Annotated in this window: 16 protein-coding genes and 1 pseudogene; 9 read left to right on the top strand and 8 right to left on the bottom strand. The window is 48.3% G+C overall.

The window, feature by feature from the left end:
* Nucleotides 1-69: 69 nt before the first annotated feature.
* Nucleotides 70-2,307, bottom strand: a complete 2,238-nt coding sequence (locus ACTHSP_RS01065) for a TonB-dependent hemoglobin/transferrin/lactoferrin family receptor (RefSeq protein ID WP_440345484.1) — start codon at nt 2,305-2,307, stop codon at nt 70-72.
* Nucleotides 2,308-2,541: 234 nt separating this feature from the next.
* Complete coding sequence (locus ACTHSP_RS01060; RefSeq protein ID WP_049352749.1) at nt 2,542-3,540, bottom strand: Slam-dependent surface lipoprotein; 999 nt, start codon at nt 3,538-3,540, stop codon at nt 2,542-2,544.
* A gap of 370 nt (nt 3,541-3,910) precedes the next feature.
* On the opposite strand from ACTHSP_RS01060, the gene ACTHSP_RS01055 reads away from it, so the two are divergent.
* On the top strand, nt 3,911-5,452 hold the full coding sequence (locus tag ACTHSP_RS01055; protein WP_049352751.1) for a surface lipoprotein assembly modifier: 1,542 nt from the start codon (nt 3,911-3,913) through the stop codon (nt 5,450-5,452).
* Between the two features lie 120 nt (nt 5,453-5,572).
* Here ACTHSP_RS01055 and ACTHSP_RS01050 read toward each other — a convergent pair whose 3' ends face one another.
* Complete coding sequence (locus ACTHSP_RS01050) at nt 5,573-6,196, bottom strand: biliverdin-producing heme oxygenase (RefSeq protein ID WP_049352753.1); 624 nt, start codon at nt 6,194-6,196, stop codon at nt 5,573-5,575.
* Nucleotides 6,197-6,600: 404 nt separating this feature from the next.
* Between ACTHSP_RS01050 and ACTHSP_RS01045 the strand changes: the two genes are divergently transcribed.
* Genes ACTHSP_RS01045 through ACTHSP_RS01035 form a run of 3 tightly spaced genes read left to right on the top strand, consistent with a single transcriptional unit; the run spans nt 6,601 to nt 10,087 of the window.
* Nucleotides 6,601-7,911 carry a PqiA/YebS family transporter subunit gene (locus tag ACTHSP_RS01045; protein ID WP_079454066.1) on the top strand — a complete coding sequence of 437 codons (1,311 nt, stop codon included), beginning with the start codon at nt 6,601-6,603 and terminating at the stop codon, nt 7,909-7,911.
* Complete coding sequence (pqiB, locus tag ACTHSP_RS01040) at nt 7,908-9,569, top strand: intermembrane transport protein PqiB (protein ID WP_440345472.1); 1,662 nt, start codon at nt 7,908-7,910, stop codon at nt 9,567-9,569. Before ACTHSP_RS01045 ends, pqiB begins: the two co-directional genes overlap by 4 nt.
* Nucleotides 9,569-10,087: a PqiC family protein gene (locus tag ACTHSP_RS01035; RefSeq protein ID WP_049352757.1), complete on the top strand. Its 519-nt coding sequence runs from the start codon at nt 9,569-9,571 to the stop codon at nt 10,085-10,087. The genes pqiB and ACTHSP_RS01035 overlap by 1 nt, the downstream gene beginning before the upstream one ends.
* Before the next feature lie 56 nt (nt 10,088-10,143).
* Here ACTHSP_RS01035 and ACTHSP_RS01030 read toward each other — a convergent pair whose 3' ends face one another.
* Nucleotides 10,144-10,854 (bottom strand): GrxB family glutaredoxin, encoded by a 711-nt coding sequence (locus tag ACTHSP_RS01030; RefSeq protein ID WP_049352759.1) that lies wholly within the window; start codon nt 10,852-10,854, stop codon nt 10,144-10,146.
* A gap of 88 nt (nt 10,855-10,942) precedes the next feature.
* Between ACTHSP_RS01030 and ACTHSP_RS01025 the strand changes: the two genes are divergently transcribed.
* The 4 genes from ACTHSP_RS01025 to putA all read left to right on the top strand — a co-directional run bounded on the left by ACTHSP_RS01025 (nt 10,943) and on the right by putA (nt 20,025).
* The gene (locus ACTHSP_RS01025; protein WP_440345471.1) at nt 10,943-13,156 is read left to right on the top strand and encodes a RelA/SpoT family protein; all 2,214 of its coding nucleotides are present in this window, start codon (nt 10,943-10,945) and stop codon (nt 13,154-13,156) included.
* A 251-nt stretch (nt 13,157-13,407) separates the two neighbouring features.
* Entirely contained in the window at nt 13,408-14,202 is a 795-nt protein-coding gene (locus ACTHSP_RS01020; protein ID WP_049352763.1) for a formate/nitrite transporter family protein, read from the top strand.
* A 456-nt stretch (nt 14,203-14,658) separates the two neighbouring features.
* Nucleotides 14,659-16,185: a sodium/proline symporter PutP gene (gene putP, locus ACTHSP_RS01015; RefSeq protein WP_049352766.1), complete on the top strand. Its 1,527-nt coding sequence runs from the start codon at nt 14,659-14,661 to the stop codon at nt 16,183-16,185.
* A 231-nt stretch (nt 16,186-16,416) separates the two neighbouring features.
* A complete protein-coding gene (putA, locus tag ACTHSP_RS01010; RefSeq protein ID WP_049352767.1) occupies nt 16,417-20,025 on the top strand; it encodes a bifunctional proline dehydrogenase/L-glutamate gamma-semialdehyde dehydrogenase PutA in 3,609 nt (1,202 codons plus the stop codon).
* Between the two features lie 56 nt (nt 20,026-20,081).
* Here putA and nth read toward each other — a convergent pair whose 3' ends face one another.
* From nth to ACTHSP_RS00990, 4 genes are all read right to left on the bottom strand, one after another.
* Nucleotides 20,082-20,711, bottom strand: coding sequence for an endonuclease III (gene nth / locus ACTHSP_RS01005; RefSeq protein WP_003685196.1), 630 nt, complete (start codon nt 20,709-20,711; stop codon nt 20,082-20,084).
* A gap of 137 nt (nt 20,712-20,848) precedes the next feature.
* Entirely contained in the window at nt 20,849-22,228 is a 1,380-nt protein-coding gene (gene nhaC, locus ACTHSP_RS01000) for a Na+/H+ antiporter NhaC (RefSeq protein WP_049352769.1), read from the bottom strand.
* Between the two features lie 180 nt (nt 22,229-22,408).
* Entirely contained in the window at nt 22,409-23,032 is a 624-nt protein-coding gene (locus tag ACTHSP_RS00995; protein ID WP_049352771.1) for an alpha/beta fold hydrolase, read from the bottom strand.
* A gap of 92 nt (nt 23,033-23,124) precedes the next feature.
* Nucleotides 23,125-24,348, bottom strand: coding sequence for a sugar MFS transporter (locus ACTHSP_RS00990; protein WP_049352773.1), 1,224 nt, complete (start codon nt 24,346-24,348; stop codon nt 23,125-23,127).
* A 272-nt stretch (nt 24,349-24,620) separates the two neighbouring features.
* Here ACTHSP_RS00990 and ACTHSP_RS00985 point away from each other — a divergent pair.
* Nucleotides 24,621-24,827, top strand: a pseudogene (locus ACTHSP_RS00985) (YqaA family protein); the annotation flags it as partial.
* Nucleotides 24,828-25,121 lie beyond the last annotated feature (294 nt).

The following is a 25,121-nucleotide window of genomic DNA, read 5'->3' as shown; positions in this document are numbered from 1 at the left end:
TTTGCCATCGCGGTCAACGCCGTTGGTGGTGCTGTAGCTTTACCAACCTTCCTTTCTGTTCTAATTACCTTAGAACTTGGCTTCAAGTGTAAAGTTGTAACTTCTTCCTGGTGAAGAGAAACGCTCTATACCTGCATGTGTCTTATTATCGACACGATTAACTGTACCAAATTCACGGATACTACGTAGAGATTCCCAAGTGTAATATTTTTTGTTACCGATGTTATAAGCACCGGCGCGCACAGTGAAGTATTTGCCCAAGTTGACGTAACCAGTCAGATCGAAAAGCGTATAGGCTTTGCTATGTTTGGCAAACGGCCATGGGTTGTTCAAATCATCACTGCTGTGAACGGTGTCAGACGGTTTTTTAGCTGCAGTGTGTGTCAGGTACGCATTGATACCCCAGCGTTTGGAAGGAGCGTCGTAGCCCAGATTGTAAACGGCAGACCACGGCGAAAGTGCGTTAATTGGGGTTTCCTGTTCGTTGGTCTGTTTGGCTTTGCCTTTGATGTAGCTGACATTGACACCTGCGTGCGTACCTTGCGGCAAACCGATGCTGTCGAGGTTCCATGTGCCGTTAAATTCCAAACCTTTCACCCATGCGGAGGAACGGTTTTGGTTTTGCCAAACGGGTGAGCTGACCAATGCGGTACCGTCGGAAATCGGCGCATAATTAGGGCTGTTGGGGTTGTCTGAGGACACGCCCATGTAGGTCAGCTCGATAAAGTTGCGGTAGCGGGTTTGGAAGCCGGAGAGTTTAAAGTTTCCGGCTTTGCCACTGCCGGCAAGTCCCAGCTCGAAGTTTTTGGCGGTTTCTGCCTTAAGGTTAGGGTTTGCTTTAAGGTAGAAGTCAGGATGCGGGAACAATAGCCAGGTTTCGTCCGAAGTCGGCGCGCGGAAGCCTGTACTGTATTTCGCCAGAAGATTCAAATGCGGAGTGAATTTCCAGTCTAATCCTAAGCCATAGCTGAAACCGCTGTGTTTACGCTCGCTGCCAAGATAGGGAATTTGACCGCGGATGGCAGGGGTATAGTTGGGGTTGTCCTTGGCTTTGCTGCTGCTGTTGTCGTAGCGAAGCCCGGCATTGAGGCGGTATTGGCTGCTGTCGCCGAATTGGAAGGTGTTGTTCCAGTAGGCAAAACGGTTTTTGGAGGAGCTTTCGACCAGCATAGTCAATTCTTGGTTGTTGGACGTTTGATATTTCGGGTCGTATAGGCGTACCCAATAGCTATGATCTCTATTGCCGTTGTCGTTTTGGGAACCACCCAATCCGTATTGCATTGCCCATACCGATTTGGAGAAGTCGATTTGTTTTTCGGCATCGGCACCATATTGTATGGTCTTTTGACGGATGTTGCGGAACATATGGTATACGTCGCTGTTGATACCGTTTTGGGCGTAATCGGTCGGCAAGTCCCAAGTCCAGGTACTCATGTCGATGGTTTGACGGTCGTAACGCAGGTTAAGGTTATCCCATGGTCCTTTGTCAAGTTGGTTTTTGTATTCGAAACCGATGCGTTTGCGGTAGGAAATATCTTGACGGGAACGGGTATCGCCCAGAGCCTCACCTTTCCAGTTTGCCGCCCACATATTGGATAATTCAGTCGTCGTGCGATCGGTGCGTGAATCCTCGTAAATCCAACCGATACGGTTTTTATCGTTGAAGTTGTAACCCAGTTTGAATAAGGTGCTTTTGTTTACCCAATCTTGTGGATCGGGTTTGCTGCGGGCTACGCCGCGGCTGCCGTAGTTGGTGCTGCCGGCATTCGGGTTCCAGCTTTGTTTGTTGTCGGTGATGACGGTATCGGCAGCGTCGCTGTTGTTTTTGGTTTCTTTACCGAAACGGCGGGTGTAGACCATCAATGCGTCCAGTCCCAACCAAGTGCCTGCGGCGGTTATGCTGCTGAATTTTTGGCTGTTGCGTCCGATATAGCCGCCTTTAATGCCTAAGTGGTAGGGTTTTTCTTCGGAAATATAGTCGCTTGCGGATTTGGTTTTATAGTTGACGGCACCGCCCAATGCACCACTGCCGGATTTGAGCGAGTCCGCACCTTTGGTGAGGGTTACTTCCGAGAAATTTTCGGGTTCGGAAGTGTTGCGGTTGGCATTGAAGTTGCCGTATGCGCCGAACAACTCTTGGAATGCTTCAGACGACCTGCTTTCTGCTTGTGCCAGTCCGTCCACGTTGATGGCAACGCGGTCTTTATCGACACCGCGTATGGTAAAACCGTTAGAACCGGAGCGTCCGCCTTCAACGACGCTGATGCCCGGATCGTAGCGCACCAAGTCGCTTTCATCGGAGACCATTTGTTTATCCAAAGCCTGACGGCGGATTTTTTCTTCACCAAGTTTTTGTACTTTGCGGCCGCCAATGACTTTGACTTCATTCAACTCCTGATAAGCTTGAGGAATAGGATCGGCAGCGAAGGCAGGGAAAGTTTGGCTGACAATAGCTGCCAGCAGTACAGGTTTAAAATGGAAGGACATTTTTTGCCTCTTAATATATATTGATTATCTATTATTGGAATGCTTGATGTGCGGTTACTTGCTGACAGGTGTCAAACTTGTATCTGTCGTATTGCGGTCTGATGAATTTTCTACGCCGCCAAATACAGTATCTAACGATTTGTCAGCATCGAAGGTTACTTTGCCGCCTATGCTGACTTCTGTTTTATAACCACTATTGAACTGACCGAAGAATTTCCCTTCGACTTTGCCGTTTTTACCATCGGATTCGGCAGTACCTGAGAAATCAACGCCATTGATGCCTACATCTTTCATCACAACGTCCGGACCGTAATCCGCATTACCTAAAATCGTGCCGCCGAGTTTGTTGGTGTTGAAATTGGCTGTCAGCAGTGAAAGTTTGGGCGTGTTTTTTTCAGACAACCCGGAGGATTTGCCTGGATCGTAGGTTGAGGTAACGATATTGCCGTTGCGGACGCGGACTGCCCAAACTTCGTATGTGGTCTTGCCTTTTGCCACAGTACTGTCTGACGGAGTGTAATAAGACGGTTTTGCCGTTCCGACAGGTTTGCCGCCGACAAACAGGTCTGCCGTACCGTCTGAACTTATCCATGCGCCAAATTTAAGGTGATCATGTTTGGTTGCAGGGGCATTGGTGAACTGTCCCGAACTACTGCAACAGACAAATAGTTTGCCACCTTCAGATAAAGGTTGTCCTTCATGGCGGGTACGAAGGGCATAAGATGGGCTGGAATATGATGGGACAATCGGATCAGAATATGAACTAATGTTGTAATAGTTACCAGAAGGGGTTTGATAGACATATTGTTTATCGGTATAGCTGTAGCCCCATGATGTTTTCACTTCGAGTTCCGCTTCACGCAGACTGCCGCCTTTACCGGAAAGGGTATTGATGGTCTGTATCGCACTGCTTTCATCACTCAACTTAACATTGGCGATAGGTTGCGCTGTCGGAATAGCAACGGGAACTTTGGGCTCAGATGCACCTCCACCTGCACATGCAGTCAAAATAAAGGTAGTTGCAATGGGTACTATAAATACATTAATTTTCATAACCAATCTCTCTAAATACAAGCTTCTCAAATACAATAATGATAAGTATTACTAATAATATGAAATATTGTGTAACAAATATTTTATTTTAGCAATACTAATATTTTCTCTATTCAGTAGTTAGGGTGAATCTTTATGCTATCCTCTCTCTGTTAAATATATTTACGTAATTTATAATCCTATAAAAATAAATAAGTTATATATATTTCGTAAATTTGCCGTTATAATGATAAATCTAAATACGAATCTGTATTTTTTATGCAAAAAATAAAATTACCTGAGATGCCTCAGGCAGTTTTATGATAAGAGCAAATCCCTTATTAGAAACGGTTTGCCCTGCAATATATACATATATTTCGGATGACTTTAAATGCTAAAAATAAAACAAAAAATTGTCTCAGCTTCTTTGTGCTACCTATTGCCGTCAGTAGTCTTTGCTGAATTTCCCGAAGAGGGTGTTCGGCAGAATATTTCTTCTCAGAATACTGCTGTACAAGTACAACAGAAACAATGGTTAGATATTTTATCTGAGGAAGAAAGGTCGTCTGAAAAGAATGAGAATATAGGCAGACCGACTCTGATTAACGATGATTTTTTAGCGTCAAACCCGCATATTCTTGAGGACGCGTTAGTTCAAGCACTTAACGGCAATAGCGCAGATCTGGTTTCCTCGCTTGTTGCCCTTTACCGCAAACAGCCCAACCACAATCCCAAACTGATTGCGCGTGCCGATGCTTTGCTGGCAAAGTTGAAAGGACGAAATTCCGAAGCGGTCGAACGTTATCGTACCCTTTATGAATCTGACGTTTCAGACGACCGCATATTATTGGATTTGGCAGCTGCAGAGTTTCAGGACCATCGTTTGGGTGAGGCAACGATGCATTTTCGTCATGCCGCGCAACGCGATATACCTGCCCCCGTTTTGGAAAATGTCAAACATTTTCAAGAAGCCATCAAACGGCAGACAGAATGGAAATGGTCTGGCGGAATCAGCCCCGTGCATAACGATAATGCCAACAACGCTGCTCCGCGTTATTGCATCGAAACAAGGGGGCAAACCGCATGCAGTGTTACCTTACCTGTCAGTGCCAACGGCTTGAATTACGAATTGAACACCGAAAAACTCACCCCATTGTATGGGCATCACGCCATCAAATTCCGTACCAACCTCAGCGGCACAAGCTATTTTTTCGACCGTCAATCGGCTTACGACGATGCGTTCGGCAGGGCTTATTTGGGATGGCAGCGCAAGGATGGCAAACAAACCATCAGCGTTTTACCGTTTTATCAGGCACAGTTGGCAGGCAGCAGCGAGTTTGACAGCAAAAAAGAAAATAACCGTCGCGCCGCGCCGTATATGCTGGCACACGGTGTTGGCGTACAGCTTTCGCATATGGTCAATCTCGGTAACGCAACACAACTTTATTACTCGCTGGAGCGCTACCGCCAAAACTATCGGGAAACTGATCGTGCACTGCGCAACGATGGTTGGCACGACAGTACTTATCTTTCCCTAGCGCGCCGTTTCGGCAGTACGACCCTGTTCGGCGGTTGGCAATACAACCGCTTTGTTCCTGAAAACAAAAACATACGTAATACCGTCAACAATGCGGCCTACCACCGCAACGGTTTCAATATAGGTTGGATACAGCAATGGCAGGTTTTAGGCGGGCTTAACAGCAGACTTACCGCTTCATTTGCCAACCGTCGCTATAAAGGCATTATGGCATTCGGTACGGAGTCGCAACGCAACCGGGAGCGCTCCCTCTCTATCAGCCTTAGTCACAACAAATTATCTTATAAAGGCATTACCCCTACTTTGAATTATAGTTATAGTCACACCCGTAGCAATGCACCATATGCAATGCGTAATATTCATCAATGGTCATTAGGTGGTGAATGGAATTTTTAAAGGAGAATCAAATCTGAGTAGGTATAAGACAGCAACCCGTTCAAACAAAACTTTGTAGTGTAATTAAAGGCCCCTGCAAACATCTACGCCGAGACCTTGTCTGTTTGATTTAATTATTTTTTAGAGTCTGTGCGGTGTCATACCTTCAGGCGCTTCTGCACCTTCCGGCAAACCGAAGGTTTCGCGCAAAATCACTTTATAGAAAGCAAATGCTTCGCGCGCACCTTGAATGGCTTCCGCCTCGGCTTCAGGAGTCAAGTTCAAAGCATTCAGATGCTCGACAAAAGCGCGCCAGTGTTTGCCGCGGCCGTTCGGATGCGGAGCCAGGTGGCGTGCGCCGAATTCGCCGGTGTATTCGAGTTTTTGAGCGTGTTTAAACAAGAACGCTGCACCCAAATTAGAACCTTCTGCACAATACAGCCAGCCGATGGCTTTATTGCCGGTTTCGTGTGGCAATTCTTTGTCAAATTTGTAAGGCTCTTCGCCCAAGTCTTTCAAGTCTTGAGTCACGGCATCGTAACGCGCCATGTATTCAAGCTCTGGAATGGCTTTATTCAATTCGGCATCTTTATAGATATGGTCAACAGCCTTGTGGAAAACAGATTGAAGTTTCAAGAATTTGATGTAGTTTTCTTTGCTGGAAAAAGGTTGAACGGACATAACCAAGTTATCAACGCTGTCGTGCGTTGTCGTGGTTTGCTCTTTCAAGCGTTTGGCGAAAGTCAGCTCTTGGGTTTCACTCATAATGTTTCCTTTGAATTAAGAGACTAATGATTTCAGACGGCTTTTATGGTTAAAAATACCGTCTGATTTGAAAAGAATCGTTTTAAAAACAAAGAAGATAACTTTTAACCTGCTTCAGGTTCGTTGACCACGCACCTTCCACAAATCTACAAGGCTAATCATGTTTTTAAAGACTGAAAATATATCTCATTTTTATCCTAATGACAATAAACCAAACTAAGACCTATTAATAAAATTTAACAGCCCATAGCAATAATCTTCCAAAGTCTTTTCAAACTTTTCAGACGGCCCAAACCTTATTAAACAGCCGCCATTCAATCAAATATCAACCTAAATTTGGGCTATCCTTCTGTTTTCCTTTATAATGCGACACTCTTTGCACCTTCTTTACCCCCTGCCGAACCATGAAACGGATTCCTGCCTACCATCGCTGGTGGCGCTACAAGTCTTATCTTCCTGATGCGACGCTGCCTGCACATACGGTGGAATGCCCGGATTGCGGCTGCCGTATGGATATTCCGCGCCTGCGTCAGGGGCAGGAAGCGCATTGTCCGGTGTGCAACCATGAAATCGTGGAAGTGGAAAACAATCCGTATATCGCGCCGATTGCCTATGCGCTGACAACCTTGATTCTGATGGCATTCGCGTACAATATGGTGTATATCCGCGTCGATTTGTTCGGCGTGACATCGATTTTGTCGTTGCCGCAAATGATGCGACTTTTGATTTCGCTGGATTATGGTTTTCTGGCGGAAGTGATGTTTATCCTCACCTTCGGCGCGCCCTTACTGTTTTTACTGCTCTGCCTTTATGTTTATACGGCTTTGATACGCGAAAAGGCCTACCCTGCGCTGCGCTTTGCAACGCGTGTATTGGTGCGGCTGCGTCATTGGATTATGGTGGATGTGTTTTTTATTTCCACTCTGGTGGCGTATATCAAGCTCTCGTCCGTTGCTACGGTAGAATTCGGCTCGGCGTTTTATCTGATGTTTCCGTTGTCGGTCATGCTGATTCGGACTTCGGTATCGATTCCGCAGCATTGGGTTTATTATAAGATTCACCGTTTAACCGGCGGCCATGCGGTTCAGACGGCCACTGAAGACAAAATCTGTTGCAGCCGTTGCCTGTATTTCCGCAATAAAGACGAGCAGCCTTGCGGCGTATGCGGTGCGGACTTATACCGTCGCCGCCCGAAAAGCCTGAGCATTTCGCTAGCGTTTTTAGTCGCAGCGTTTATCCTGTATTTCCCTGCCAACATCCTGCCGATTATGATTTCGTCCAACCCGACAGCTTTGGAGATCAATACGATTTTCAACGGCATTGTTTATATGTGGGACGACGGCGACCGATTGATTGCTGTGATTATCTTTAGTGCCAGTATTATGCTGCCGGTTTTGAAGATTATTGCGATGGCGGTTTTGATTTATTCCGCATACTTCAAACCCGTGATGAGCGCGGACAAGATGTCGGTTTTGTATCGGATTACCGAATCCATCGGCCGCTGGTCGATGATTGATATTTTTGTGATTATTATTTTGATGAGTTCGTTCCACACCAATATGGCGCGCGTCGTGCCAGGTGGTGCGGCGATTTACTTCTGCCTGGTCGTTATTTTGACCATGCTTTCGGCCTATTATTTCGATCCCCGTCTGATTTGGGACAAGCAACAGCAGCTTTCAGACGGCCTTGATTCTGACCAGACCTTAACACAATGAAAAAACAAGATTCTTCACCCAATTATCACGCCCCGGCACGTGTCAAGAAAACCAATGTCTTCACGTCTATCGTGTGGCTGATTCCGCTGATTGCGCTGATTGCCGGCGGCTGGCTTTTGGTTAAAGACATCCGCAACCGCGGCCCTGTCGTTACGCTGTTGATGGACAGCGCCGAAGGCATCGAGGTCAACAACACCGTTATTAAAGTGTTGAACGTCGATGTCGGACGCGTTACCCGCATCAAATTGCGCGACGACCAAAAAGGCGTGGAAGTCACTGCACAGCTCAGCGCGGATGCCAAAGACCTTATCCGCAGCGATACCCAATTTTGGGTGGTCAAACCGCGTATCGACCAAAGCGGCGTTACCGGCTTGGGAACCTTACTTTCCGGCTCATATATTGCATTTACACCGGGTAAAAGCCAAGAAACCAAAGATGTATTTGTCGTCCAAGACATTCCGCCGATTGCCGCCATCGGTCAAAGCGGCCTGCGCCTGAATTTGATCGGTAAAAACGACCGCATCCTCAACGTCAGCAGCCCTGTTTTGTATGAAAACTTTATGGTCGGCCAAGTAGAAAGCGCACATTTCGACCCGTCCGACCAAAGCGTGCATTACACTATCTTCATCCAAAGCCCTAACGACAAACTGATTAATTCCGCCAGCCGTTTCTGGCTGGAAAGCGGCATTAATATCGAAACCACGGGCAGCGGCGTCAAACTCAACTCCGCCCCTCTGCCTGCCCTGCTGTCCGGCGCGATTTCCTTTGACTCGCCTAAAACAAGCGACAGCAAAAACGTTAAAAGCGAGGATAGCTTCACGCTTTACGACAGCCGCAGCGAAGTTGCCAACCTGCCTGACGACCGCTCGCTGTACTACACCGCATTTTTCAAACAATCCGTCCGCGGCCTGTCTGCCGGTTCGCCTGTCGAATACAAAGGCCTGAATGTCGGCGTGGTTTCCGATGTCCCTTATTTCGACCGCAACGACAGCCTGCACTTGTTTGAAAACGGTTGGATTCCCGTGCGAATCCGCATCGAGCCTTCCCGTTTGGAAATCAATGCGGACGAACAAAGCAAAGAACATTGGAAACAACAATTTCAGACGGCCTTAAACAAAGGCCTGACTGCCACCATCTCCAGCAACAACCTGCTGACCGGCAGCAAAATGATTGAGTTGAACGATCAGCCTTCTACCTCGCCTAAGCTGCGACCGCATACCGTTTATGCAGGCGATACCGTTATCGCAACCCAAGGCGGCGGTTTGGACGATTTGCAGGCAAAAGTGGCTGATTTGTTAGACAAGTTCAATAATCTGCCATTGGATAAAACCGTTGCCGGCTTGAACGGTTCGCTTGCCGAGCTCAAGTCCACACTCAAATCTGCCAATGCCGCCCTAAGCTCCATCGACAAACTGGTCGGCAAACCGCAGACACAAAACATTCCGAACGAGTTGAACCAAACCCTAAAAGAATTGCGCCAAACCCTGCAAGGCGTATCACCTCAATCGCCTATCTACGGCGACGTACAAAATACGCTGCAAAGTTTGGACAAAACCTTAAAAGACGTTCAACCCGTGATTAATACTTTGAAAGAAAAACCCAACGCGCTGATTTTCAACAGCAGCAGCAAAGACCCTATACCGAAAGGAAGCCGATAATGCGCCTCTTCCCGATTGCCGCCGCCCTGACGCTTGCCGCCTGTGGCACTGCGCAAAGCACACAATATTTCGTTCTGCCCGACAGCCAGTATATCCGACCTGCTACGCATGGCAGCGAAATTGCGGTTAAAGTCAACCTTGCCGAACCGCTTGCCAACGGCGGCCTCGTTTACCAAACCGATGCCTATCATGTGAATCTGGCGAAAAACCACCTTTGGGCGGCACCGCTCGATGGCGCGTTGGCAGCAAACCTCAGCAACAAGCTCAACCGCCTCAATCCACATCGCACCTTTGTGCCTGCTTCACGCAGCCAAAGCAGCCAAACCCTGAAAATCTATATCGAAGCCTTCCAAGGCAGCTATCAGGGGCAGACCACCATCAGCGGTTATGCACAATGGCCGGACGGACGCAGCAAACCGTTTAACGCCGTCACGCCGCAACAAGGCGACGGCTATACTGCCATGCTCGAATCGTTGGAAAACGGTTTGTCACAGGTTGCCGATACAATTGCTTATTAAATAAAAGGCCGTCTGAAAGATGTTCAGACGGCCTTTTTTTATGTTTCAAACATTCATTACAACGCGCGGTCAAAATACAAAGCCACGCCGGAACGCTCACTCATCGCCAACAAATAATCCATCAATTTTTGCGGCCATTGAATACCGCGCACAACGGTCAGATTGCGCAAAATAGGGAAAGTCAGGATATCTTCCAAACTGATTTCACCGCCCAAGCCCTCGCCTTCGCACACCAGCGCTTCCAGTTCGGCCAAGTCTTGATGCAGACGCTCCAAATATTGCGCCGTTTTGTTCAGATTAGTCTCGAAATTGCCGATACTTCTCTCTTTTTTGTCGATAAAGTATTTTTTCGCTTCATCGGTCTCAAATTCGGGCAGGCCGATTTTAACCATGCGCGGCTGTACCAATTTGTTATTGTATTCGCCCACTTTGTCCAACCAAGCCTGAACCTCGGGACGAACTTCTTCTTTCAGACGGCCTTGATCGATGTAACGGACAATATCCAAACTTTCGCCCATAAACGAACCGTCTTCTTTTTGCAAAATCGGCACTTGTTTTGAGCCAATCATACCAATCGGCGTAGCTTCGTCATCGTTTGCCAAAACAACCTCTTCCACCTCCACATCGCGCAAACCGTAAATCATCCGCGCACGGACGCAAAACGGGCAATGGTCGTAAATATACAGTTTCATCGAAATACTCCTTAAAATTTCAAAACGGTTAACCATAACACCCAAAGCCGTCTGAAACAAGGTGTCCTGAAACATAGTGCCACATTCGCATACAAATCTAGGGCTGCCGGCAATAAACTGTTACAATAGCAACGTTTTTATCACAAAGAAAAAAACGCACGCCATGACCACTATTCGCCAAACGCCCCAAACATCGAGTGCAACGCTGGAAGGCCTCCTCGCTTGGTTCGACGGCTATGTTGCCGCGCTGCCCGATTCCGATAAAAACCTGATTCAGACGGCCTTTGACTTAGCTAAAGAACATTATCCTGCCGATGCCCTAACGACTTACGGCGAGCCTTTAATGGAACATTTTCTCGGCTCGATGCAAATCGTCAGCGAACTCGACTTATTGCCCGATGCCGTGGCGGCTACGATTTTGTCCGACATCGGCAAATACGTTCCCACTTGGCAAGAATTGATTGCCGAACGCTGCAACAGCACCGTTTGCGAGCTGGTCAAAGGCGTAGACGAAGTACAAAAACTGACCCAATTCGCACGCGTGGACAGCCTTGCCACGCCGGAAGAACGCGGCCAACAGGCCGAAACCATGCGCAAAATGCTGTTGGCGATGGTTACCGACATCCGCGTCGTCCTGATCAAGCTGGCAATGCGTACGCGCACCCTCCAATTCTTAAGCAACGTTCCCGACAATCCGGAAAAACGCGCCGTCGCCAAAGAAACCCTCGACATTTTTGCCCCGCTCGCCAACCGCTTGGGCGTGTGGCAACTCAAATGGCAGCTCGAAGATTTGGGCTTCCGTCATCAAGAGCCGGAAAAATATCGCGAAATCGCCCTGCTTTTGGACGAAAAACGAACCGAGCGCCTCGAATATATCGAAAACTTCCTCAATATCCTGCGTACGGAACTGAAAAAATACAATATTCATTTTGAAGTTGCCGGAAGACCGAAGCACATCTACTCCATTTACAAAAAAATGGTAAAGAAAAAGCTCACTTTCGACGGCCTGTTCGACATCCGCGCCGTACGAATTTTGGTGGACACCATTCCAGAGTGTTATACCACGTTGGGCATTGTCCACAGCCTCTGGCAGCCGATTCCGGGCGAGTTCGACGACTATATCGCCAACCCGAAAGGCAACGGCTATAAAAGTTTGCACACCGTCATCGTCGGCCCGGAAGACAAAGGCGTGGAAGTGCAAATCCGCACCTTCGATATGCACCAATTCAACGAATTCGGTGTCGCCGCCCACTGGCGTTATAAAGAGGGCGGCAAGGGCGATTCCGCCTACGAACAGAAAATCGCCTGGTTGCGCCAACTCTTGGACTGGCGCGAAAACATGGCGGAAAGCGGCAAGGAAGACCTCGCCGCCGCCTTCAAAACCGAGCTTTTCAACGATACGATTTACGTCCTGACCCCGCACGGCAAAGTCCTCTCCCTGCCCACGGGCGCAACCCCCATCGACTTCGCCTACGCCTTGCACAGCAGCGTGGGCGACCGTTGTCGCGGCGCAAAAGTCGAAGGACAAATCGTACCGCTGTCCACACCTTTGGAAAACGGACAACGCGTTGAAATCATTACCGCCAAAGAGGGAAATCCTTCCGTCAACTGGCTCTACGAAGGCTGGGTCAAATCCAACCGCGCCATCAGCAAAATCCGTGCCTACATCCGCCAGCAAAATGCGGATACCGTGCGCGAAGAAGGCCGCGCCCAGTTGGACAAACAGTTGTCAAAAATCTTCCCCAAACCCAATCTTCAAGCGTTGGCGGAAAAACTCGGCTTCAAAAAAACCGACGAACTCTATACAGCCATCGGTCAGGGCGAAGTTTCCAACCGCGCCATCCACAAAGCCTGCGGCGCGCTAAATGAACCGCCTCCCGTACCGATTGATGAAACCAATATCGTCAAGCAGTCCAAAATCAAAAAAGGCGGTAAAAACGGCATTTTGATTGACGGCGAAGAAGGCCTGATGACCACGCTTGCCAAATGTTGCAAACCGGCACCTCCGGACGACATTATCGGTTTCGTTACGCGCGACCGCGGCATTTCCGTCCACCGCAACACCTGCCCTTCTTTCCGCCACCTTGCCGAACAGTCTCCTGAAAAAGTGTTGAATGCAAGCTGGGCAGCCTTGCAAGAAGGACAAGTGTTTGCCGTCGATGTTGAAATCCGCGCCCAAGACCGCTCCGGTTTGCTGCGTGACGTTTCGGATGCGCTGGCGCGTCATAAACTCAACGTTACCGCAGTGCAAACCCAATCGCGCGATTTGGAAGCCAGTATGCGCTTTACCCTTGAAGTCCGCCAAGTCAATGACCTGCCACGCGTATTAGCCAGTTTGGGCGACATCAAAGGCGTTTTAAGCGTAACGCGCTTGTAGTTCTCATTACCCAAGCAAATCCAAAGGCCGTCTGAAAGCAACTTTTCAGACGGCCTTTTAAGTTTTTAACACACCAATATCTCAACGCCTCAACTTATCTTTCTTAAAAAAGTCAGCTGCAGCCTTAGCCGCTTCAATATATAACCCCCTCTTCTATTCTTACAACCAGTCGTTATTTCCTACCGGCATCATTCTCAGGCAAACTTATTATCTTCATGATAAACAAGATATTTACAATTTAAGGGAGCCTCATGGATACACGAGATTTGTACCCTCACGAGATTTTGCAGGAAGCCATCGGCAAGAGCTGCGCCAAGTCCGAGTTCAGCATCAAAATGTTGGTGATTTTGAGTTTTTTAGGTGGCGGCTATGTCGGCTTCGGCTATCTTGCCTGCCTGCGCGTCATCAGTGGCATTCCTGCCGAATGGAACGGCCTGGCCGCCCTTTTGGGTGCGTCTGTGTTCCCGATTGCGCTGATTTGTATCTTAATCGGCGGCGGCGAGCTGGCAACAGGCAATATGATGATTATGGCTTTGGGCAGATTGACCGGCCGCGTCAGCACCTACAAACTGGTACGCAACTGGCTCATCGTCAGCTTGGGCAATCTGGCAGGCGCCGTTGCCATGGCCTATTTCCTCGGCCACTATGTCGGCCTGGCAGAGGGAGCGGCTGCGGCGAAAACCATTGCCATCGCCGAAGCCAAAGTTAATATGGACTTTGGCCGTGCATTCGTTTCCGCTGTCGCATGTAACTGGATGGTGTGCATGGGTATTTGGTTCTATTTCGGCTCACGCCATACTTCAGGCCGTATTTTGGCAACTTGGTTTCCGGTCATGATCTTCGTGTTAATCGGCTTCCAACACTTTGTTGCCAATATGTTCATCATTCCGGCCGGTATTTGGGCGGGCGCAAATGTCAGCTGGGGTCAATTTTTCTACAATATGATTCCCGTCTTCTTGGGCAATGTCCTCGGCGGATCGTCTTTTGTTGCCGCTTTCTATCTCTTCGCTTATAAACATTTGTTAAAAGATGATTTTTCTATTTAGTTCAAGCTGACTCGCTACCCCGTATTCATCAGAAATACGGGGTAGTGCCATTATCAGGCCGTCTGAAAACGCCTTTTCGTGTCGCATAATTACGCTTTCTCTCTGCGTAACGTTTCATTTATAGGAAAGATAGTTTCATTGTCTTTCCTTTTCTCCAATTTAAGATAATTTTTGCAATCTTTTGTTTTCAAATGACTTCCCCTCAAAAGCACTACGATTTTTCATAAAGCCCGTGTTCCGTGCTTTGCAAAACAAAAAATTTACTGTATTCTGAATTTAATTATTTACAATTTAATGCGGATTGGTTACATATCCTATTGTATTTGAAAATAATTTATCCTGACTCTCTCGTGAAAAACAGGATTTTTAAGCTGTATTTTTATTAGAAAAAAGTTTGGGTACGAATTGCTTGCAATTTCAAAACCCGTATTTATAAGTTAGATGAGGAATAAGTACATGAATCCCATGTATATCACTTTCGCGATCTATCTGGTCGCTGTATTACTGATCGGCCTCGCCGCCTATTTTTCAACACGAAACTTCGACGACTACATCCTCGGCGGCCGCAGCTTGGGCCCGTTCGTGACCGCGATGTCTGCCGGTGCTTCCGATATGTCAGGTTGGCTTTTGATGGGCTTGCCAGGTGCCATTTACCTGAGCGGTTTGAATGAAGCTTGGATCGCCATTGGCCTGATTGTAGGTGCATACCTCAACTGGCTTTTGGTTGCAGGCCGTCTGCGCGTACATACCGAATACGCCAACAACGCGCTGACGCTTCCTGATTACTTCTTCCACCGCTTCGGTGCCGGCGGTCACTTGATGAAAGTGGTTTCTGCACTGATTATCTTGTTCTTCTTCACTATTTACTGTGCTTCAGGCATCGTAGCCGGTGCTACCCTGTTCCAAAGCCTGTTCCACGGTCTGTCTTACACTCAAGCCATGTGGCTGGGTGCCGGCGCAACCATCGCCTACACTTTCTTGGGCGGTTTCTTGGCAGTAAGCTGGACCGATACCCTGCAAGCTTCTTTGATGATTTTTGCATTGGTACTGACTCCTATCATGGTGTACTTGGGTTTGGGCGGTGCAGATCAAATGAATGCTGCCATCCAACAAGTTGCCGCTTCTACCGGTAAAGAATACGGCAGCTTGTTTGCCGGTACTACTTTCATCGGCATTATCTCTACCGCTGCTTGGGGCTTGGGCTATTTCGGCCAACCACACATTTTGGCCCGTTTCATGGCTGCTGAAAGCGCTAAATCTCTGGTTTCTGCACGCCGTATCGGTATGACTTGGATGATTCTGTGTATGGCCGGTGCTGTGGCTGTCGGCTACTTCGGTATCGCTTACTTCGGTGCCAACCCTGCCCACGTTGAAGAAATGAACGGCAACCACGAACGTATCTTCATCGCTTTGGCTACCCTGCTCTTCAACCCTTGGATTGCCGGTATCATCTTGAGCGCGATTCTTGCCGCCGTAATGTCCACCCTGTCTTGCCAATTGTTGGTTTGCTCCAGCGCGATTACCGAAGACTTCTACAAAGGCTTCCTGCGTAAAAACGCCCAACAAGCTGAATTGGTATGGATTGGCCGTGTAATGGTATTGGCTATCGCCGTGATTTCCATCCTGATTGCTTCTGATCCTGAAAGCAAAGTATTGGGCTTGGTAGCTTATGCATGGGCTGGCTTTGGCGCCGCATTCGGTCCGGTCGTTATCCTGTCTGTTTTGTGGAAACGCATTACTGCCTACGGCGCACTCTCCGGCATGATTGCTGGCGCGCTGACTGTGGTTGTTTGGGCTGAGTGGATTAAAAAACCTGCTTTGGCTGCACAAGAAACAGGCTTCTCTACCGTTTATGAAATCGTTCCCGGCTTCATCATTTGTACTCTCGTGATTGTTTTGGTCTCCCTGATCGACAAACAACCGTCACGCGAATTGCAAGAACGTTTCGAAAAAGCAGACGCAGAATACCGCGCCTCTAAATAAGACGTTTTCAGACGGCCTGCATGATTCAGTGCAGGCCGTCTGTCTGTGTTATGAAATAAACTGTTTCAAAATAATCTGAGCCTTGTCAGAAAAAACAGCAATTTATGCGGATGCATCTTGTATCCGCATCATAATTTTATTACGATATTACTATCCTTCAGAATACCTGTTTTAGCAGTATTAATTCAGGCCGTCTGAAACCATGAAAAAAACCTTTGGAGAACATAAATAATGTTTAACTTCGCTTTTCCAACACAAACTCCTCTGCGTCAAGCTGTAACCGATGCCTACCGCCGTGATGAAATCGAGGCCGTTCAGGATATGTTGCAACGTGCACAGATGACCGACGAAGAACGCAATGCCGCCTCCGAGCTTGCCCGTCGTTTGGTTACTCAAGTCCGCTCCAGCCGCACAAAAGCAAGCGGCGTAGATGCCTTGATGCACGAATTCTCTCTCTCCAGTGAAGAAGGTGTTGCACTGATGTGTCTGGCCGAAGCCCTGCTGCGTATTCCAGACAATGCAACCCGCGACCGCCTGATTGCCGACAAAATCTCCGAAGGCAACTGGAAAAGCCACTTGAACAACAGCCCTTCCCTCTTCGTTAACGCGGCTGCATGGGGTCTGTTGATTACCGGCAAACTGACCACCAACACTTCTGAAAAAAACATGGGCTCTGCACTGAGCCGCATAATCAGTAAAGGTGGTGCGCCTCTGATCCGTCAAGGTGTAAACTACGCAATGCGCCTGTTGGGCAAACAGTTTGTAACCGGCCAAACCATTGAAGAAGCGCTGCAAAACGGTAAAGAGCGCGAGAAAATGGGTTACCGCTTCTCATTCGATATGTTGGGTGAAGCCGCATACACCGAAGAAGATGCCAACCGCTACTACAACGACTACGTTCAAGCCATTCACGCCATCGGTAAAGATGCCGCAGGCCAAGGCGTTTACGAAGGCAACGGTATCTCCGTTAAACTTTCCGCCATCCACCCACGCTACTCACGCGCCCAACACGAACGCGTGATGAGCGAACTGTTGCCACGCCTGAAAGAATTGTTCCTTTTGGGTAAAAAATACGATATCGGTATCAACATCGACGCTGAAGAAGCCAACCGTCTCGAATTGTCTTTGGACTTGATGGAAGCTTTGGTTTCCGACCCTGACTTGGCTGGCTACAAAGGTATCGGTTTCGTTGTTCAAGCCTACCAAAAACGTTGCCCGTTCGTTATCGACTATCTGATCGACCTGGCACGCCGCAACAACCAAAAACTGATGATCCGTTTGGTTAAAGGCGCATACTGGGACAGCGAAGTGAAATGGGCTCAAGTAGACGGCATGGATGGCTACCCGACTTACACCCGTAAAGTCCACACCGACATCTCCTACCTCGCCTGCGCACGCAAACTCTTGGATGCGCAAGATGCCGTGTTCCCACAATTTGCCACCCACAACGCCTACACTTTGGGCGCAATCTACCAAATGGGTAAAGGCAAAGACTTTGAACACCAATGTCTGCACGGCATGGGCGAAACCCTGTACGACCAAGTGGTCGGCCCGCAAAACTTAGGCCGCCGCGTACGCGTGTATGCCCCGGTCGGCACACACGAAACCCTGCTTGCCTACTTGGTACGCCGCCTGTTGGAAAACGGTGCGAACTCTTCTTTCGTGAACCAAATCGTTGACGAAAACATCAGCATCGACCGCCTGATTAAAAGCCCGTTCGACACCATCGCCGAACAAGGCATCCATCTGCATCCGGCATTGCCTCTGCCGCGCAATTTGTATGGCAAAGACCGCCTGAACTCTCAAGGCGTAGATTTCAGCAACGAAACCGTATTGCAAAACCTGCAAGAAAAACTCAACCAAGCTTCTTCCGAAGACTTCCACGCCGCTTCTATCGTCAATGGCGAAGCGCGTAACGTAGGTGAAGCACAACCTGTCCGCAACCCTGCAGACCACAACGATGTTGTCGGTACCGTCAGCTTTGCCGATGCGGCATTGGCTCAAGAAGCGATTGGTGCAGCCGTTGCCGCCCTGCCTGAGTGGAGTGCCAAACCTGCTTCAGAACGCGCCGACTGTCTGCGCCGTTTTGCCGATCTGTTGGAACAACACACGCCTGCATTGATGATGCTGGCCGTCCGCGAAGCCGGTAAAACCTTGAACAACGCCGTTGCCGAAGTACGCGAAGCCGTTGACTTCTGCCGCTACTATGCCAACGAATCTGAAAACACCCTGCCTAAAGATGCCAAAGCTGTCGGCGCAATCGTTGCCATCAGCCCATGGAACTTCCCATTGGCCATCTTTACCGGCGAAGTGGTTTCTGCATTGGCTGCCGGTAACACCGTTATCGCCAAACCTGCCGAACAAACCAGCCTGATTGCTACTTACGCAGTTTCCCTGATGCATCAAGCCGGTATTCCAACTTCTGCGCTGCAACTCGTACTCGGCGCAGGCGATGTCGGTTCTGCCCTGACCGGCGATGCCCGCATCGGTGGCGTAATCTTTACCGGTTCTACCGAAGTAGCGCGCCTGATTAACAAAGCACTGTCCAAACGCGACGACAACCCTGTCCTGATTGCCGAGACCGGTGGTCAAAACGCGATGATCGTGGACTCTACTGCCCTGCCGGAACAAGTCTGCCTCGACGTATTGAACTCTGCCTTCGACAGCGCGGGCCAACGTTGTTCTGCTCTTCGTATCTTGTGCGTTCAAGAAGATGTTGCCGATAAAATGGTCAACATCATCAAAGGCGCAATGGACGAATTGGTTGTCGGCAAACCGACCCAACTGACCACAGACATCGGCCCTGTCATCGATGCTGAAGCCCAACAAAACCTGTTGGCCCACATCAACCGAATGAAAGGCGTAGCGAAGGCTTACCACGAAATCAAAACTGCTGCCGACGTTGATAACAACAACTCTACTTTCGTTCGTCCAATCCTGTTTGAATTGAACAACTTGAACGAGTTGCAACGCGAAGTGTTCGGTCCTGTATTGCACGTTGTCCGCTACCGCGCCAGCGAATTGGATCAACTCATCGACCAAATCAACGCCAAAGGCTATGCTTTGACCAGCGGTGTGCACAGCCGTATCGAAGGTACTGTCGAACACATCCGCGATCGCATCGAAGCCGGTAACATCTACGTTAACCGCAACATCGTCGGTGCCGTTGTCGGCGTACAACCTTTCGGCGGTCACGGCTTGTCCGGTACCGGTCCTAAAGCGGGCGGTCCATTCTATCTGCAACGTTTGGTCCGCACTCCTGAATGGGTTGCGCCAACCCTCAGCCGTATTGGTCAAGCAGACGAAGACGCGCTCAAACGTTTGGAAACTTTGGTTCACAAACTGCCGTTTGATGCAGAAGAGAAGAAAACTGCAGCCGCAGCTTTGGGTCACGCGCGAGTTCGCACTCTGCGCAAAGCCGAAACCGTATTGGTCGGCCCGACCGGCGAACGCAACTCATTGAGCTGGCGCTCTCCGAAACACGTTTGGGTACACGGCGGTACTCTGTTGCAAGCCTTCTCTGCCCTGACCGAGCTGGCTGCCGCAGGCATTCAAACCGTTGTTGAGCCAAACAGCCCACTGGTTGCCTACTCTGCCGATTTGGACGGTTTGTTGCAAGTCAACAGCAAACCTGAAAACGCAGGCATCAGCCATGTTGCCGCCATCGAGCCTTTGAGCAGCGAGCGCAAACAAGAGTTGGCCGGCCACGACGGTGCGCTCATCCGCATTCTGCCTTCCGAACAAGGTCTGGACATCCTGCAAGTATTTGAAGAAATCTCTTGCAGTATCAATACTACCGCTGCCGGTGGTAATGCCAGCCTGATGGCAGTTGCCGACTAATCGTAGCCAAATCAAAGGCCGTCTGAAATTCAGACGGCCTTTTTTTATGTTTTTATTTACATTTTTGCCGGATATTCGCACAAATCATTAATCAGACATTTGCTGCATTGCGGTTTTAAAGCCTTGCACGTATAGCGGCCATGCAAAATCAACCAGTGATGGGCATCCATCAAAAATTCTTTGGGAATAAAGCGCATCAGTTTGTCTTCAACCTCGCGCACATCCTTGCCCGGAGCAATTTTAGTGCGGTTGGAAACACGGAAAATATGGGTATCGACCGCCATAACAGGTTGCCCGAATGCAGTATTCAGCACGACATTGGCAGTCTTTCGGCCAACGCCGGGCAAAGATTCCAAAGCCTCTCGGTCAGCAGGCACTTCGCCGTTGTATTTCTCCAGCAAAATACGGCAAGTCTGCATGATGTGTTTGGATTTGGTTTTGTAGAGGCCTATGGTTTTGGTGTATTCCATCACGCCGTCCAGCCCCAAATCCAACATGGCTTGCGGCGTATTGGCAACGGGAAAGAGTTTGGCAGTCGCTTTGTTCACGCCGACATCAGTTGCCTGCGCAGACAATAACACGGCGATCAGCAACTCAAACGGCGAGCTGAAATTCAACTCGGTAGTAGGATGAGGATTGGCAGCGCGGAAACGCTCGAAAATTTCTTGGCGGATTTGTTTGTTCATTGTTTGGATTATTTTTTTATTGGCGCAGCAATTATAGTGAAATCATGCTGATACGGCTACTTCAAGTAAAACAAGGCCGTCTGAAATTGTTTTCAGACGGCCTTGTTTTATAAAAGCATTGCTGTTTTAAATGCGGTTTACTTCTTACTCAAAGTCAGTCCTGTCCAACCAAACACCAGCGTCAGAGCCAAGCTCAAGTAGCAGAAGAAGGCGTAAGGCAGGTATTCCCAAACAGGCACGCCCAAGGCATGGCTGATAAATACGCCGCAGACGCTCCAAGGCACCAACGGGTTGATGACCGTACCCGCATCTTCCAGCGTACGGGCAAGGTTGCGCGAATGCAAACCAAGCTTGTCATAAACCGGCTTAAAGGTTTCGCCGGAAAGCAGGATACTCAAATATTGCTCGCCAATCAGGAAGTTGACGCCGACCGATGTCATGGCCACGCTGAAAGTAGCGCGTCCGGCATTGGTCAGGAACGCACGAATGGCTTCCAGCAAAGACGGAATCACACCAATGCTGAACAACAGGCCGCCCAAGCTCATGCCGAGTATCACGATGGTTTGCGTAAAGAACATGCTTTCCAAGCCGCCGCGAGAAATCAAACGGGCAATGTCTTTAAATGCTTCGCCTTCGAGTTTGTATCCGCTGTAAAACCACGCGCCCAGCTGTTTCAAATCAGGCGTACTGTGGAAGTAAGTCACAATCAGCGCCACTATAACGGTAAACAACATAGCCACAATGGCATTCACGCGCATCAGGGCAAGGACAACCAGCAAAGCAAACGGAATCAGTGAGTAAGCATGCACCAAACCGGTTGCTTCCAATTGCGCGCGAAAAGCTTCGACACTGTTCATATCATGCGCGGCAACATTAGGCAAGAGCCACAACATTAATGCGGCACTGATCAACCATGCAGGTACAGTGGTGTACATCATGTTTTTGATGTGCTCGAACAAATCAATGCCGACAATCGAAGCGGAAATACCGGTCGTATCGGAAAGCGGCGACATTTTATCGCCAAAGAACGCACCCGACACAATCGCACCTGCCGTCATCGCCATATCGGCATGAAACGCAGCCGCCATACCCATAAATGCCACGCCAACAGTCGCACAAGTCGTCAAACTACTGCCGATGGAAATACCGATGATCGAGCAGAGCGCAAACGCCGAGAAATAAAAATAAGTCGGCGAAATCAATCCGAAACCGTAATACATCAGCGTCGGAATCGCACCGCTCATCATCAGCGCGCTGACCATCAGGCCGATAAAGAAAAACAGATAAATCGCGCCCATACCCTGCCCGACCGCACCGATCATACCGTTTTGCATATCTTGATATTTCAAGCCGCGCATCAAACCGTACAACAGCAAGACTACAATCGCCGTCACAATCGACATATGCGGCAGCCATTCAAGCGAAATAATCGTATAACCCATTGCCGCAACCAAAGCGAAAGCCACAGCGATAGCCTCAAAGCGCGGCATATTAAGTAAGGACTTGAAAGCAAACATTGTTCTTTGCCTTTTTAATAAGTAGTTAACAGATTTTAGCATAACAGGCCGTCTGAAACCCGATTTTCAGACGGCCTGCCTGTTATTTTATAAAAACAGCTTCAGTAAAACTGCGACACTTTCTTTAAAATATATCAACTTATTAAAATTAAATATTTTTAAATAAAAATAAATGGAATTTTATTGCTTTTTAAAACATCTATCATGCAAAAATGCCACCACTTGCCCGACCGTTTTACGGTTAAACAGCATACCGCTATGGCTGAGAGGCAAAACAACATGATCGCGCATATTCGGACAATGCGTTTCGCTGACCAAAACCGTACCATCATGTTCGCCATGCAAACCTAAAACACGGCCCAGTCCATACGGTTTATTACCGGCAATACTGCCCAACTCAACACCCTCGGGCAATTCAGGCATACTGCCGTCCAATGCGCCTTTATACGATCCTCCCAATACCGGTTTTTGCAAACCCATATTGAACACACGTTGCGCGGCACGGCTGCCTTGGTGCGGCGTACCCATGGTAACGATACGGCCGCTGACTTTATCCGGATATGCCGCCGCAAAATTGCGTAAGACCAACCCGCCCAAACTATGGCCGACAAAGTGCAGCGTTTCATCAGCATGGTTCTCATCAATCCATCGCACCAAATCTTCAACATGTCGGTTCATCGAATGCAAAACGCTGTAATAATCGAACAGTGCAACTTCAAAACCTTCTTGTTCCAGCAAATACGCCAGCGGTTTCATTACCCATGAATGCATGTGTAAGCCATGCAGCAAAATGATTTTGGCCATTTTTTCCTCCTGTCATTTAAATCATTATGCCACAAAGTAAAAAGGCCGTCTGAAATCCCATAAGGTTTCAGACGGCCTTTTATCATGATGAATCATTCGTCAGCTTTGTAGCCTTTTATAGCAAAGAAGACGATGTATACGTAACAAATCGCTGATACAACGAAAGAAATCATCAGACCGTAAGTATCTGCTGCCCAACCTTGTACCACAGGCACAACCGCACCGCCGACAATCGCAGTACACAATACGCCGGAAGCGCTGCTGGTGAATCGGCCCAGGCCTTTGGTTGCCAAAGAGAAAATCGTTGGGAACATGATGGAATTGAAGAAGCCGATGGCCAACAATGCCCACATCGCAATATCAGCACTGGCTTTACCTGCCAACATAGCAATACCCAACAGGGCAACGGCAGCGGTAGCATTGAATGCCAAATAGCGGTTAGGCGCAATTTTTGCCATGATGGCAGAGCCTAAGAAGCGGCCAACCATCGCGCCGCCCCAGTAGAACGACAGATATTTTGCGGCAGACGAGTGGTCCATACTTTTCAGGTAACCCAACACGCTGACCAACAAAGAACCGATAGATACTTCTGCACCAACGTAACAGAAAATACCGGCCGCACCAAAAACCAAATGACGGTATTGCCATACGCTGTGTTTGCCATCATGGTTATGTTCGCTCTCTTCTTCAGCAATTTTGTTTGCGTCAGGCAGACGAATCATTTTGACGAACACAGCCAAAATAATCAGCAACCCGGCCAAACCTAAATATGGAATTTGAACAGAAGAAATTTGCTCGGCTTTGCTGACAGTTTGTGTCGCATCAGCCAAAATCAGGAATGCGCCGATTTGCGGAGCAATGGTCGTACCCAAAGAGTTGAATGCCTGAACCAAAGTCAGTGTTGCAGATTCTTTACCTGGTTTAGACAACAGGGTTACATAAGGGTTACCCGCCACTTGCAACAGCGTTACACCTGAAGCCAAAATAAACAGCGCACCCAAGAAAGTAGGATAAGAATGGCTGCCGGCGGCAGGATAGAACAACAGACAGCCGATGGCAGTCAATACGAAACCGCCAATTACACCGTTTTTATAGCCGATTTTGCCGACAAAATAACCCATAGGAATCGACATAATTGCGTAAGCGGTAAAGAAGCAGAACTGAATCAGCATCGCCTGAACATAAGTCAGCTCGAAAATATCTTTCAGATGCGGAATCAAAATATCGTTCATGCAGGTAATGAAACCCATCATGAAGAAGAGTGTGGTCAAGACGACCAGCGCAGGAGTATGATTTTGTTGTGAATGCGCAGACATAATTTGCCTTTCGTTTTGTTAAGACTCGCCAAAAATGAGCTTAAAGCAGTTCATTAAACTTAACACTCATTAACAGCCAATAGTATCATACTGATATTTCATCACCTTGAAAACTATTTTCCGACATCTGACTACATCACCTTTAAGCCGTTTAATTTTAAAACAACTAATAATATTGGTTTTATATTTTGATGTTTTGAAAAATATAGGCATAATCTCCTTTTAAATCCTGCTGTTTCTTTTTTACAATATCACTTGATGCAACTCAAAACATGCCCCTTCTTTACGCTTACCTTGCCCTGATTGCTTCTGCCTTCACTTCGGCCACACTACTTCCGGGTACATCCGAGGCGGCATACGCCGCATTTGTGTACCAATATCCGCAACATGCCCTCGGCGGATGTTTGTGTGCCGGTTTGGCGAATGGCTTGGGCAGTATGGTTTCGTATTACATGGGCAGAATGTTTCCGGCTAAGAAAAGATGCTACTTTAATCGTCTAGCGCAATTTTGAGTAATTTTCATAGGATATTGATTTTTATTGATATTTATTTTATATAATTAAGCAGGGCGCAAGCGTTTTAAGCTGTTTTTGCTTGACAATCAGGCAAAAACAGCTTTGTTATTTTGTGCAAACTCTAGGTAAGTTTGTAGCGTTCAGGATTGTAAGGTTTTTGGGTTTTATGGACGTAGTAAGACACGACAAGCAGCTTACGCATGAGCGCACCTAATATCAGCATCTTTGGTTTGTTCTTGGCTTTTAAACGTTTAACGA

Source organism: Neisseria sp. P0001.S005 (assembly GCF_051963715.1).
Note: the sequence above shows the minus strand (reverse complement) of the source record. Positions and strands in the feature narration are given on the sequence as shown.